The 12,432-nt window shown below is 71.1% G+C and carries 14 protein-coding genes; 7 read left to right on the forward strand and 7 right to left on the reverse strand.

Features of this window, described 5'->3' with window-relative positions; all coding sequences use genetic code 11:
* Positions 1 to 5: 5 nt before the first annotated feature.
* Together ACFY3C_RS27870 and ACFY3C_RS27875 are read right to left on the reverse strand one after the other, a co-directional pair.
* The gene (locus tag ACFY3C_RS27870) at positions 6 to 545 is read right to left on the reverse strand and encodes a hypothetical protein (RefSeq protein WP_390772668.1); all 540 of its coding nucleotides are present in this window, start codon (positions 543 to 545) and stop codon (positions 6 to 8) included.
* A gap of 186 nt (positions 546 to 731) precedes the next feature.
* Positions 732 to 1,334 (reverse strand): ArsR/SmtB family transcription factor, encoded by a 603-nt coding sequence (locus ACFY3C_RS27875; protein ID WP_390772669.1) that lies wholly within the window; start codon positions 1,332 to 1,334, stop codon positions 732 to 734.
* 112 nt (positions 1,335 to 1,446) lie between these two features.
* On the opposite strand from ACFY3C_RS27875, the gene ACFY3C_RS27880 reads away from it, so the two are divergent.
* Together ACFY3C_RS27880 and ACFY3C_RS27885 are read left to right on the forward strand one after the other, a co-directional pair.
* Positions 1,447 to 1,914 carry a hypothetical protein gene (locus ACFY3C_RS27880; RefSeq protein ID WP_390772670.1) on the forward strand — a complete coding sequence of 156 codons (468 nt, stop codon included), beginning with the start codon at positions 1,447 to 1,449 and terminating at the stop codon, positions 1,912 to 1,914.
* Positions 1,915 to 1,990: 76 nt separating this feature from the next.
* A complete protein-coding gene (locus ACFY3C_RS27885; protein WP_390772671.1) occupies positions 1,991 to 5,194 on the forward strand; it encodes a tetratricopeptide repeat protein in 3,204 nt (1,067 codons plus the stop codon).
* A gap of 4 nt (positions 5,195 to 5,198) precedes the next feature.
* Here the strand turns inward: ACFY3C_RS27885 and ACFY3C_RS27890 are convergent, their stop codons facing one another.
* Complete coding sequence (locus tag ACFY3C_RS27890; protein ID WP_386579226.1) at positions 5,199 to 5,423, reverse strand: hypothetical protein; 225 nt, start codon at positions 5,421 to 5,423, stop codon at positions 5,199 to 5,201.
* A gap of 1 nt (position 5,424) precedes the next feature.
* A complete protein-coding gene (gene mca, locus ACFY3C_RS27895; protein WP_389188367.1) occupies positions 5,425 to 6,306 on the reverse strand; it encodes a mycothiol conjugate amidase Mca in 882 nt (293 codons plus the stop codon).
* Between the two features lie 101 nt (positions 6,307 to 6,407).
* Between mca and ACFY3C_RS27900 the strand changes: the two genes are divergently transcribed.
* Positions 6,408 to 6,806 (forward strand): DUF4307 domain-containing protein, encoded by a 399-nt coding sequence (locus ACFY3C_RS27900; RefSeq protein WP_386579223.1) that lies wholly within the window; start codon positions 6,408 to 6,410, stop codon positions 6,804 to 6,806.
* Positions 6,807 to 6,977: 171 nt separating this feature from the next.
* Positions 6,978 to 7,478: a transcription elongation factor GreA gene (gene greA / locus ACFY3C_RS27905; protein ID WP_386579221.1), complete on the forward strand. Its 501-nt coding sequence runs from the start codon at positions 6,978 to 6,980 to the stop codon at positions 7,476 to 7,478.
* Between the two features lie 64 nt (positions 7,479 to 7,542).
* On the opposite strand, the gene ACFY3C_RS27910 is transcribed toward greA, so the two are convergent.
* The 3 genes from ACFY3C_RS27910 to ilvA all read right to left on the reverse strand — a co-directional run bounded on the left by ACFY3C_RS27910 (position 7,543) and on the right by ilvA (position 10,842).
* Complete coding sequence (locus ACFY3C_RS27910) at positions 7,543 to 8,400, reverse strand: ABC transporter permease (RefSeq protein ID WP_386579219.1); 858 nt, start codon at positions 8,398 to 8,400, stop codon at positions 7,543 to 7,545.
* Positions 8,397 to 9,383, reverse strand: coding sequence for an ATP-binding cassette domain-containing protein (locus ACFY3C_RS27915; protein ID WP_386579217.1), 987 nt, complete (start codon positions 9,381 to 9,383; stop codon positions 8,397 to 8,399). Before ACFY3C_RS27915 ends, ACFY3C_RS27910 begins: the two co-directional genes overlap by 4 nt.
* 229 nt (positions 9,384 to 9,612) lie before the next feature.
* A complete protein-coding gene (ilvA, locus tag ACFY3C_RS27920; protein ID WP_390772672.1) occupies positions 9,613 to 10,842 on the reverse strand; it encodes a threonine ammonia-lyase in 1,230 nt (409 codons plus the stop codon).
* Between the two features lie 162 nt (positions 10,843 to 11,004).
* On the opposite strand from ilvA, the gene ACFY3C_RS27925 reads away from it, so the two are divergent.
* From ACFY3C_RS27925 to ACFY3C_RS27935, 3 genes are all read left to right on the forward strand, one after another.
* The gene (locus ACFY3C_RS27925) at positions 11,005 to 11,508 is read left to right on the forward strand and encodes a MarR family winged helix-turn-helix transcriptional regulator (RefSeq protein WP_390772782.1); all 504 of its coding nucleotides are present in this window, start codon (positions 11,005 to 11,007) and stop codon (positions 11,506 to 11,508) included.
* Between the two features lie 141 nt (positions 11,509 to 11,649).
* A complete protein-coding gene (locus tag ACFY3C_RS27930) occupies positions 11,650 to 12,180 on the forward strand; it encodes a sigma factor-like helix-turn-helix DNA-binding protein (protein ID WP_386579213.1) in 531 nt (176 codons plus the stop codon).
* On the forward strand, positions 12,177 to 12,425 hold the full coding sequence (locus tag ACFY3C_RS27935; RefSeq protein WP_390772673.1) for a hypothetical protein: 249 nt from the start codon (positions 12,177 to 12,179) through the stop codon (positions 12,423 to 12,425). The genes ACFY3C_RS27930 and ACFY3C_RS27935 overlap by 4 nt, the downstream gene beginning before the upstream one ends.
* The last annotated feature ends 7 nt before the right edge of the window (positions 12,426 to 12,432 follow it).

Consider the following 12,432-nt stretch of genomic DNA (forward strand, 5'->3'; position numbering starts at 1 on the left):
GAACATCATGCGTCAGGCGTGTTCCACACGGTGATGTTGAGCTTTCCGGTGCCCGTGCTCGGTGCGGTGACGACGCGGAGGTAGGCGACCCGGCCCTCGCCGGAGAGCAGGCAGAAACGGTCGCCCCGCTTCACGTTCGCCGTGTAGGTGCCGTTGCGGTCCACGCTGTCGGCGCACTCCGCGGCCGTCGGGGCGGGGCCGGAGCGGGGCAGCGGAGCCAGGTTGGAAGCGGATTCCGGCACGAACAGGTTCGGTTCGACCGACGCCGAGAAAATGATGTCCCCGCCATTGATCTTGGTCGGCGACACGACCGGCTGGGGCGTGTCCAGGTCGATGTACGACCCGGCGTTGGTCGTGTCGGCATCCACGTCCTTCGGCCCGAACACCGCGCGCGCCCCTTCGGCGCTCTTGGTGGTCGACGGCTGCGCCTGGCCGGACTGGTCCTTATCGGACTGGCCCTTCTCGGTGGAACCCGCCGCGGCGGACGACTGCGGCGGCGCCGACTGCGCACTGTTGTCGTCCGACGAACCCGGTCGGCTCGCCATGACCGTGACCATGGTTCCCACCAGAGGGATGACGATCCCGACGACCCACCAGGCCCAGCGAGGCTGGTGCGACTGCTGTGGTCCCGGCGGCGGCCCCGTGAACGAGCCGTTGTCCACAGACGTGTGCTCCGCCCTCTAACCCTTCGATGGCTGCGATCACGATAGCCACACAGGCGGACGAGCGCATCACCCGTCTGTGGGCCCGGCGTTACGGGCTTCGACGGCGCCCGAAGCGGCATCCGGAACGGCGTAGAACCGCATGCTGACCGGGCGCGCCCCCTCGGGGGCGGTCTCGCGGGAGTGGCCGTGGCGGTCGAGCAGGGCGTGGTACTCCCGCATGAAGGCGAGGAGTTCGTCCCTGGTCATCCAGGCGCCGTGCCGCTGCACCTGCGCCCATCCCTCCGGCCCCCGGTACTCCTGGTGGGCGCGGCGGAAGAGAGCGGTGTCGACCTCGATCTTGAGGTGGGCGAGCTGTTCCGCGGCCGCGTACTCCTCCGGGGACATCGTGGCCGGGTCGGGTGTGGTGTGACTGAAGGGCAGCGCCCGCCACCAGCGCTCGCGCCCGCCGGACTTCTCCGGGATCTCCTCGATGAGCCGCTGCTCGGCGAGTTTGCGCAGGTGGTAGCTGGTGGTGCCGGAACTCTCGCCGAGTTCGCGGGCCAGGACGGTGGAGTTCGCCTCGCCGTGCCGGCCGAGGTAGTCGAGGATCCGGCGGCGCAGGGGGTTGCCGAGGGACTTGTAGAGAGCGGTGCGCTCAAGGCTGGTCATCTCGGGCATGCCGTCGGTCATGCGGCCACCGTAACCCTGAGGACCCTGAGACGTCCCTGATGTCTGCCGAATTTTCTTTGCAGAATTTCCTCTGCAGTCTACGGTGGGGGCAGACGACGAAACGGGGGCCGCGATGAAGACAGCACTGAAGACGACGCTGAAGAAGCGGACGCTGAAGAAGTGGACGCTGATCCTGCTCGGGACAGGGGCCGTTCTGCTCGTGCCGTGGATGGTGGTGCTCGCCCTGACCCTGCCGGGCAGCACGGAGGTTCGGCACTGGTCGGTGGCCTGGATAGGCCTGGACGTCCTCATGGCGACGGGCTGCGCCGCAACGGCCTTACTCGGCCTGCGCGCCGATCCCCGGGCCCGCCTCACGGCCGCTGCGACGGCGACGACGGCGGTGCTGGACGCGTGGTTCGACGTGACGACGTCCCCATCGGGCGGCGACCTGATGATGGCTCTCGGGTGCGCGGTGGTGGAGACGGCGCTGGCAGGGGCGTGCGTGGCCATGGCGTTGTCGGAGCCGCAGAAGTCGGCCGCACAGCAGAAGTCGGCCGAACACAAGGGAGTTACCCCCACGAAACCCTCACCCGCCCCCTGATCTCCACCCCTCGCGTTCCCGCCATCCCCGAAGGACACTCGTAGGCAAAGGAGTTGCCACCGGAGGGGGACGGGACATGCGGGACAGCCACCGGGTGGATGCCGAGCGGCTGCTGGGGCGGGCCGTCGAGGAGGAGGTACGGCGCTCGGGCGGACGGACCGACGCGCAGCTGCTCCTGTCGCGGGGACGCGGTGCGCTGGACGCCATGGCACAGACCGCCGCCGAGGAGTACGAGGCCTACACCCGCGCGCTCGACGAGGCCGACGCCGGCCGCCTCACCCTCGGCCAGCGCTACGCACGCGAGGGCGCCGGAACGGCCTTACTGGTGGCGGGCGTTGCCGCGGTGGCCGCCGCCGTCGCCGACCTGTCCCTCGGCACCGGCACGGGTACGGCCGTCGGCGCGGGCGTCGCCGTGGGTGTGGCGGGGGCCGCGGCCACCGTGCTGAAGGTGGCCGGTTCCCATCTGCCCGCCGCCCACCATCGCGCGGGCGCGGCCGGCCAGCCCGGCGGGCCGGAGCAGCTGCGGCTGCAGTGGCTGACCGCGCTGGAGGTGCGCGGCATCCGCCCGTTCCTCGACCAGCAGCGGGTGCTCAGCGCCTCCACGGGTCCGAAGAAGTCGAGCGGCCCGGCGCTGCGCGGTACGGACAAGAGCGCGGCGGCCCGCAGGCGTACGGTGCTGGAGCAGTCGTTCGGTCAACTGCCCGAGCCGGAGGGACCGTTCGCGGGGCGGCGCCAGGAGCTGGCACGGATCAGGCAGTGGGCGCAGTCGGCCCGGGCGGCCATCGAGACCCGGCCGACGGTGGTCGTGCTGCACGGAGAGCCGGGCTCGGGCCGTACGACGCTCGCGGTCCGCGCGGCGCACGACCTCAGGGACCACTTCCGTGGCGCGGTCGTCGTGGACCTGCGCGGCGGCAGCCGGGAGGAGCCGCCGCTGCCCACCCGGGACGCCCTGCTGCACCTGCTCAACCGGCTCGGCGCGCCCCGCGAGCAGCTGCTGTTCCGCGAGCGCTCCTCCCCCGACCAGCAGGTCAAGCGGCTCGGCGAGCTGTACCACCGGCATCTGACCGGCCTGCCGGTGACGATCGTGCTGGACGACGCCTCGGACCCGGAGCAGGTGCGCGCGCTGGTGCCGGAGCACTCCGACAGCCTGGTCCTGGTCACCGCCCGCACCGCGCTGGAGCTGCCCGCGGACCTGGTGGCCTGGGTGCACCATCTGCCGGTGGAGGCGCTGGACGCGGCGGGCGCCGAGGAGCTACTGGGTGCGGCCGCGCAGGACGCGTCGGGGCCGTACGACGCCGAATCCACCGACCGGATCCGGCAGTTGTGCGGGGGCCTGCCGCTGGCGCTGCGTGTCGCGGGCTCGTCGCTGGGCCCGCGCTCGCCGCGGCAGCTGGCCACGGACCTCGGCGCTTACGGCCCGGTGGAGCCGGTGGAGCGGGTGCTGTGGCTGCGCTACACCGACCAGACGGAGACGGCGCGCCGGCTGCTGCGGAGGCTGGCGCTGGCCGGCCGGGCCTCGCTGGGCAGGGCGGCGGCCGCCGCCCTGCTGGCCACCGACGAGCCGGAGGCGACCCGGCATCTGTCCGCGCTCGCCCGGGCCGGTCTGATCGACCATGTGCGCGGCAACCGCTACCGGCTGCACGACCTGGTGCGTGCCTTCGCGCAGGCCCGGCTGCTGGACGAGGAGGACCCGGCCGAGCGGACGGCCGCGCAGGAGCGGCTGATCGTGAACTACGCGGAGCTGGCCGACTCGGTGCTGCGGCTGGTCGACGGCAACATGTCGACGCGCTCGGACCGGTTCGGCCCGCACGGCTTCACCTCGCTGGACGAGGCGCTGCGCTGGCTGGACGACGAGTCCAGCTTCATCACGGCGGCCCTGCGGCATGCGGAGGGCGTGAACCAGGCGGCCGTGCTGAACCTGCTCGGCGCCCTGTGCGACTACTGCCTGCTGCGCGGGGACCTGTACCGGCTGGGCGAGATCAGCGAGCTGGCCCAGGCCGTCGACGAGGGTCTGCTGGTGCGTTCCGTGCAGTGGCGCACGGGTATCGCGGCCCGCCAGCTGGGCGAGCTGGACAAGGCGCGCACCACGCTCGCCTCGGTCGTGGACCTCTACCGGGAGGCGCACCACGACGCGGGTGCCGCCCGCGCCCTGTGCTCCCTCGGGATCACCCTGCACCACCAGGGCAACCTCACGGAGGCGGCCGCCAAGCTCCAGGAGGCGCTGGATCTGCAGGCGGCCGAGGAGCTGGCGACGGACCGGGCCTGGACGATGCACGCGCTGGCGGCGGTCCAGCGCGACCGCGCCCGGTTGTCGGAGGCCCTGGACCTGCTCACCCGCTCCCTGGTCCTGCACCGCGAGGGCGGCTCCCTGCACGGCGAGGCCTGGGCCCACTTCCAGCTCGGCCAGTTGGCCCTGCGGATGGGTGAGGTGCCGCGCGCGGAGACGGAGCTGCGGGCCGCCCTGGAGCGGTACGGCCGTACGCACGATGCACGCGGGGAGGCCTGGGCGCTGACCCAGCTGGCCCGGGCGCGGCTGGTCGACGGCGACGCGTCCCCCGCGGTGGAGGGCCTGCGCCAGGCGGCGGCCAGGCACCGGGACAACGAGGACGCGCGCGGCGAGGCCTGGACGCTGTACTACCTCGGCCAGGCCCTGGAGGAGACGGGCGAGCTGGACCAGGCGGTCCGCGAACTGGAACGCTCCCGGCAGATGTTCTCCCGGATGCGCGACGTCTACGGCCTGGCCTGCGCCCGGCACCACTCGGCGCGGGCCACCCGGGACCAGCGGGCCGCGCAGACCGGCTCGCTGCGCAACTCGGGCTTCGCCCGCCAGCTGCTCGTGGACGCCCGCGCCGACTTCCAGCGCATCGGCGTCGCCCACGGCGAGGCGTGGACCGGCCTGGAGCTGGCGGTGGTGGACGCGGGCAACGCCCGGATCCCGCAGGCACTGGCCCTGTGCGACGAGGCGCTGACCCTGTTCACGTCCTACGGCGACCGGCGCGGCGAGGACTGGGCCCGCTTCCTGCGCTGCACCCTGCTGCCGTACGCGGCGCCGGGCGGGGTGGACGTGGGTACGGCCGTCGCCCAGGAGGAGCTGGCCGAGCTGGCCCGCGCCACGCATCCGCTGCGGGACGAGAAGCTGGCCGAGTGGGTGCCGGCCTACGCCCTGCTGCTGGAGCGGGGCGTGAGCCTGGAGGCGGGCTGGCAGGCCTGGCGGCTGCGCATGACGCCGGACCGCCACGCCCGGGAGGTGATGGGAGTGGCGGTTCCGGCCGGGCGCTGAGCGGTCAGCCCCGCTGCTGCGTGGAGTCGGCCGTCTTCTCGGCCCCGGCGTCCGGGGACTCCGGGAAGGCGACCTTCTGCATGTGCTTGTTCATCGACTTCATCAGACCCCACACGGCCAGGGCCAACACCGCGAAGACGATGAAGCCGAGGACGCCGGGGGTGACCTTGTTCTCGTCGACCTCCTTGGCGAGGGGGACGAGATGCGTCAGTGCCAGGCTTGCGCTCATGTCAGGCATTGTCGCGGATGCCCGCGAAGAGGTCGTCCTCGGGTAGGGAGGTGTCGACGAGCGACTTCGACAGCTCGTACTCCTCCGTCGGCCAGACCTCCTTCTGCAGCTCCATCGGGACCTTGAACCAGCCGCCGTCGGGGTCGATCTGCGTGGCGTGGGCGATCAGCGCCTTGTCGCGGATCTCGAAGAAGTCCGCGCACGGAATGTGCGTGGTCAGCGTGCGCTCGGTGCGCTCGAACTCCTTCCAGCGCTTGAGCCACTCCCCGTAGGGCGAGTCCAGGCCGCGGTCGAGCATCGCCTGGTGCAGGGCCTCGGTGCGGGGGCGGTTGAAGCCCTGGTTGTAGTAGAGCTTGAGCGGCTGGTAGGCCAGGCCGTACTCGCTCTCGGGGTACTTCTCGGTGTCCGCCGCGCCCTCGAACGCCACCATCGAGATCTTGTGGGTCATGATGTGGTCGGGGTGCGGGTAGCCGCCGTTCTCGTCGTAGGTGGTGATCACCTGCGGGCGGAACGAGCGGATCTTCCGGACGAGCTCGCCGGCCGCCTTGTCGATGTCCTCGAGGGCGAAGCAGCCCTCGGGCAGCGGGGGCAGCGGGTCGCCCTCGGGCAGGCCGGAGTCGACGAAGCCGAGCCACTCCTGCTTGATCCCGAGGATCTCGCGGGCCTCGTCCATCTCCTTCTTGCGTACCTCGTGGATGTGCTCCTCGATGTACTTGTCGCCCTGCAGCTTGGGGTTGAGGATGGACCCACGCTCTCCGCCGGTGCAGGTCACCACCAGCACGTCCACCCCCTCGGACACGTACTTCGCCATGGTCGCCGCGCCCTTGCTCGACTCGTCGTCGGGGTGCGCGTGCACGGCCATCAGTCGCAGCTGGTCAGTCAAGACTCGATCCTCGTATGTCGGCGCCCCGCGTCTTGGGGTGCGTTCGGCGGCTTCTATAGTGACCGAATCGGGGGGCGATTAATTCCGCGGAGAGGACGATCATGAGCACGGCGAGCGCGCGGCTGCCCGAGGGCCGCTACGGCCGTTCCTCGGACGAGCGTGCCGATCGCAAGCTCAAGATCGCCGGTTCGGTGCTGGGCGCGGCCCTGCTCGCACTGGTCGGGTACTTCGCCTACCACTACGTCGCGCAGAACGAGATCAGCGCCCAGGTGATCACCTTCCAGGCCTCGGACGACGCGGTCAAGGTGCATCTGGAGGTCCACAAGGACTCCGGTGTCGGCGGCTACTGCACCCTGCGCTCCCAGTCGGCGGACGGTGCCGAGGTGGGCCGGGCGGACTTCCGCTTCACGGGTTCGGCCACCCGCATCGACAAGGTCGTCACGCTCCGCACGACGGCCAAGGGGACGACGGCCGAGCTGCTCGGCTGCCACGCCGGTTGATCCTTCACTCGCAATGCATACGCCCTGAGCTGCATTGATGAGATTCTGATGGCTTATGTCCTCCCCCTTGAGCCATTGAATTGTTAGGCTCGTGGTTTCGCCCATCCAAGAAGGAACATTCTTCTGGGTAGGGCGATGCTTTGTATTCCCAGTACCGACGAGGAGCACCCTGTGACCCAGACCAGCGAGAACGTCACCTGGCTGACCCAGGAGGCGTACAACAAGCTCAAGGACGAGCTTGAGTACCTTACTGGTCCTGCGCGCACGGAGATCGCCGCCAAGATCGCGGCCGCGCGCGAGGAGGGCGACCTGCGCGAGAACGGCGGGTACCACGCTGCCAAGGAGGAGCAGGGCAAGCAGGAGCTGCGCGTGCGCCAGCTGACCCAGCTTCTGGAGAACGCCCAGGTGGGCGAGGCTCCGGCCTCCACGGACGGTGCCGTCGCGCCCGGCATGGTCGTCACGATCGCCTTCGACGGTGACGAGGACGACACGATGACGTTCCTGCTCGCCTCCCGCGAGTACGCGAGCGCCGACATCGAGACGTACTCGCCGCAGTCCCCGCTGGGTGCCGGCGTGATCGGCCACAAGGTCGGCGAGGACGCGGAGTACGAGCTGCCGAACGGCAAGAAGGCCTCGGTGCGGATCCTGAAGGCCGACCCGTACTCGGGCTGATCCCACCCACTGCTTCGCCTCGCGCCCCCGGCGTCCGCGTGACACCGGGGGCGCAGGCATGTCGTCAGGCGGTCGCCGAGCGGTACTTGCGGACGGCCAGGGTGCGGAAGATGACGATGATCAGCACCGAGTAGAGCAGTGAGGCCCAGACCGGGTGCTGCATGGGCCAGGCCGTCGAGTCGGACTGGCCGGGGCTGCCGAACAGCACCCGGGCCGCCTGGACGGTGGCGCTGAACGGGTTCCACTCCGCGATGTGGCGCAGCCACGGGGTCATGTTGCTGGTGTCGACGAACGCGTTCGAGATGAAGGTGACCGGGAAGAGCCAGATCAGTCCGCCGGAGGTGGCCGCCTCCGGGGTGCGGACGGTCAGGCCGATCAGGGCGCCTATCCAGGTGAACGCGTATCCGAGCAGGAGCAGCAGGCCGAAGGCCGCGAGGACCCGGCCGGCGTTGGTGTCGTGGTAGGTCCCGACCCGCCAGCCCACCAGAAGCGCTACGACGGCGAGGACCAGCAGGGTGAGGGCCGTCTGGACCAGGTCGGCGAGGGTGCGCCCGGTGAGCACCGCGCCGCGTGCCATGGGCAGGGAGCGGAAGCGGTCGATGAGGCCCTTGTGCATGTCGTCGGCGATGCCGGCGCCGGAGCTGGCGGTGGCGAAGGTGACGGTCTGCGCGAAGATGCCGGCCATCAGGAAGTTCTTGTAGTCGATCGCGCTGGTGCTGCCGTCGATCTTCATGGAGCCGCCGAACACGTAGGTGAACAGCACCACGAACATGATGGGCTGTATCAGCCCGAAGATCAGCATTTCGGGGATCCGGGACATCCGGATCAGGTTGCGCTTGGCGACGATCAGCGAGTCACGCAGGGACCGGCCGATGGGGTTGCCGGGCGCCGCGATGCGGACGGCGTCGGTGACGGCACTCATTTCTTCACGGCCTCCTTGCCGTTCGCCTGGTCCTGATCGGCTGCCTCGGCCACGTGTCCGGTCAGGGACAGGAAGACGTCGTCGAGGGTCGGGCGGCGCAGCCCGATGTCGTCCATCTCGATCCCGCGGCTGTCCAGCTCCCGGATGACCTCGGCGAGCAGCTTGGCGCCGCCGGTTACGGGGACGGTGAGCTTGCGGGTGTGCTCCTCGACCGTGGTCTCGCCCTTGCCGAAGCCCCGCAGGACCTCTACGGCGCTCTGGATGTGCTCGCGCTCGTGCACCACGACCTCGACCCGCTCGCCGCCGGTGCGGGCCTTGAGCTGGTCGGAGGTGCCCTTGGCGATGACCCGGCCGTGGTCGACGACCGCGATGTCGTGGGCGAGGTGGTCGGCCTCTTCCAGATACTGCGTGGTCAGCAGCAGCGTCGTACCGCCGGAGACGAGCTGTTTGATGACCTCCCACAACTGCTGGCGGTTGCGCGGGTCGAGGCCGGTGGTCGGCTCGTCCATGAACATCACGGGCGGTGAGACCACGAGGGCGGCGGCGAGGTCGAGCCGGCGGCGCATGCCTCCGGAGTAGGTCTTGGCGGGGCGGTCGGCGGCGTCGGCGAGGTTGAACTGTTCGAGCAGTTCGGATGCGCGCTGTCTGGCCGCCCGGGCCCTCATCTGGTAGAGCTGCCCCACCATCTGCAGGTTCTCCCGGCCGGTCAGGTATTCGTCGACCGCCGCGAACTGGCCGGACAGGCCTATGGAGCGGCGCACGGTGTCGGGGTGTTTGAGGACGTCCACCCCCGCGACGACCGCCCGGCCGCTGTCGGGGCGCAGCAGTGTGGTCAGGCATCGCACCGTCGTCGTCTTGCCGGCGCCGTTCGGCCCGAGCAGGCCGAGGACCGTGCCCTCGGGGACATCGAGGTCGACGCCGTCCAGTGCCCTTACGTCGCCGAAGGTCTTCACCAGACCTTCGGCATAGATGGCGCCTGGCATGTGAGTCTCCACGTCGTCGGGGATCGTTCAGGAAGGGGTGGTGCGGAAAAGGCTAGGTTCGCCCGCTCGGCGCCGCCTGTGGTTTTCCACTTGGGGCTTTCCGCGCGCGAACCGGCGGACAGGCGGCCGGCGGACCGGCAGCCACGCGACACACCATAACGCGATGTATCGCGTCTCTCAATGGTTTTTCCCGAACGAGTGACCACCCGCTCCAGGGCCCCGGCCGGCCTCAGTCGATGACCGTGTAGCCCGCCTCGCGCAGGGCCTGGCCGACCTCGGCGCAGTGCGCCGGTCCCTTCGTCTCGAGGTGCAGCTCCACCTCCGCCTCCGTGAGCCCGAGCCGGGGATCGGTGCGTACGTGACTCACGTCGAGGACGTTGGCGTCGACCACTGACAACACCCCGAGGAGCGTGGCGAGCGCGCCCGGACGGTCGGTCAGCCGCAGCCGGACGGCGAGGTAGCGGCCCTGCGCCGCCATGCCGTGGCGCAGCACCCGCTGCAGCAGCACCGGGTCGACGTTGCCGCCGGACAGCACCGCGACGACCGGGCCGGGGAAGGCACCGGGCTCGCCGAGCAGGGCCGCGACCGGGCTCGCCCCGGCCGGCTCCACGACCAGCTTGGCCCGCTCCAGGCACAGCAGCAGCGCGGCCGACAGCTGGTCCTCGCTGACCGTGCGTACCTCGTCCACCAGTTGCTCGATGATCCCGAACGGCACGAGGCCCGGCCGCCCCACCCTGATGCCGTCGGCCATCGTCGCCGGGTTCTCCACCGACACCGGACGGCCGGCGGCGAGCGAGGGCGGGTAGGCCGCGGCGCCCTCCGCCTGCACCCCGACGATCCGCACGTCCGGCCGCAGCGCCTTCACCGCGACCGCGATGCCGGCCGCGAGCCCGCCGCCGCCGATGCCGACGACGATCGTGCGCACCTCCGGGCACTGCTCCAGGATCTCCAGGCCGACCGTGCCCTGGCCCGCGATGATGTCCGGGTGGTCGAAGGGGTGGATGAACACCGCGCCCGTCTTCTCCGCGTACTCCTGGGCGGCGGCCAGCGTCTCGTCGACCACGTGGCCGTGCAGGCGCACCTCGGCGCCGTAGTCCCGGGTCGCGCTGATCTTCGGCAGCGGGGCGCCCTTCGGCATGAACACGGTGGCGTGCACCCCGAGCAGCGCGGAGGCGAGCGCCACGCCCTGCGCGTGGTTCCCGGCGCTCGCGGCCACCACCCCGGCGGCACGCTCCTCCGGCAGCAGACCGGCGATCCGGACGTAGGCGCCGCGCAGCTTGAACGAGCCGGTCCGCTGCAGGTTCTCGCACTTGAGGTGCACCGGCGCGCCGACCAGCTGGGACAGGTGGCGGCTGCCCTCCATCGCCGTCACACGTGCCACACCGGAGAGCATCTTCTGGGCTCCGCGCACATCGTCGAGGGTGACCGAACGCAAGGAGTCAGCCGTGCTGTAGCTCATGACTCAAGTCTCGCAGTTCACGGTCGCACACGGCGGGTGTGACCAAGCTCCGAGACCGGTTTGGTCCGGGCCGGTACGGCCCGCCCCCGGGCCGCGTACCCTGTCCCCCAACCCAGCAGCCCTTCATGAAGCGAGCCTCCGGCCATGCCCACAACACCTGAAATGTCGATGGACATGACGACCGTCGGTGACACCGGTCTTCTCGACACCCTCCAGCACGAGGTGGCGGTGTTCGCCCGCCGTGCCGAACAGACCCGGCTCGGCGGCGTCGGACAGGTGCGCAACTCCATGGACCGCGCCGCGTACCTGCTGCTCAACCGCCTCGACAAGGAAGGTCCGATGGGCGTCAAGGCGCTCGCCGCGAGCATGGGGATCGACTCCTCCACGGTCACCCGGCAGGTGGCCCCCCTGGTCGACACCGGGCTCGTCAAGCGCACCTCGCACCCGGAGGACGGGCGGGCGGTGGTGCTCCAGCTGTCGCCGCGCGGGTCCTCGCGGCTGGAGGAAGTGCGTTCGTCGCGGCGTCAGTTGATGGCCGAGCTGACACACGACTGGGCGCCGGAGGAGCGCGAGCAGTTCTGCACGCTCCTCACGCGCTTCAACACCGCGCTCTCCTCGCGGATGGCGGTCCAGGTGCCGTCCTCGGAGCAGCCGCCGACGTCCTGAGGCCGGCCGCACTGGTGCGGTACTGGCGCCGTCCTACGTATTGACCTTGGGCCGTCGCTGGCCTCATATGAGACCGGGTCCTGCGTCGTGCGCGGTTCGCCTGTCCCGTACCGGACAGGACCTCCTCAGGGGGGAGGCACGGTGCGTGATCGGCAGGCATCCCGTGCTGCCCGTCGGGCCCGGGAGTTCGAGGCGTTCGTCGCGGGCGCGGCGGGACGCCTGCTGCACACCGCCACGCTGCTCACCGCGGAGGCGCCGGACGCCAACCCGCGCGCGCGGCGTCTGCTGACGCTGGCGCTCGCCCACACCTACGCCGGCTGGGACCGGCTGCGCGGCGACGACCCCTACGACTGCGCCCGCCAGTACCTCGCCACCCGATTCCAGCGCGGGGCCTGGCACCACTACGGCGCCGTCGGCTGCGCCCGGCCGCATCCGCGCAGCCCGCTCGTCGAACTGAACCCGCAGGAACGGCTGGTCCTGGTGCTGCGGATGTACGAGGGAGTCGCCGAGAAACAGGCGGCGGCCCTGCTCGGGCTGCCGGTCGAGCGGGTGCACTCGATCTGCGACCGGGCCACGGCCACCGTGCTGCATCCGACGCCGGTGTCGCCCGCCCCGCGCGCGGCGAGGGCGACGCCGTCCTGGGCCTCGCGGCCCGCCGGGAGGCCCAGGTGAACCGTCCCCAGCGGGAGGCCGCCGTACGGCGGATCCTGGCGCAGACCCAGGCACCCCTGCCGCCGGACCTGTACGGCGAGGCCGTGCGCCGCGGCGACCGCATGCTGCGCCACCGGCGGCTCGCCCGCCGCGTGTGGTGGCTGCTGTTGTGCGCCGCGGCGGTGGCGTTCACCGTCTGGGCGGTGCACGTCCATCCCTGGGTGGAGCCGCCCTCGCAGACGACTCCACCGATCACCGGCTGGTGACCCGGGT

The organism is Streptomyces sp. NPDC001410 (assembly GCF_042895235.1).
Lineage (GTDB): Bacteria > Actinomycetota > Actinomycetes > Streptomycetales > Streptomycetaceae > Streptomyces.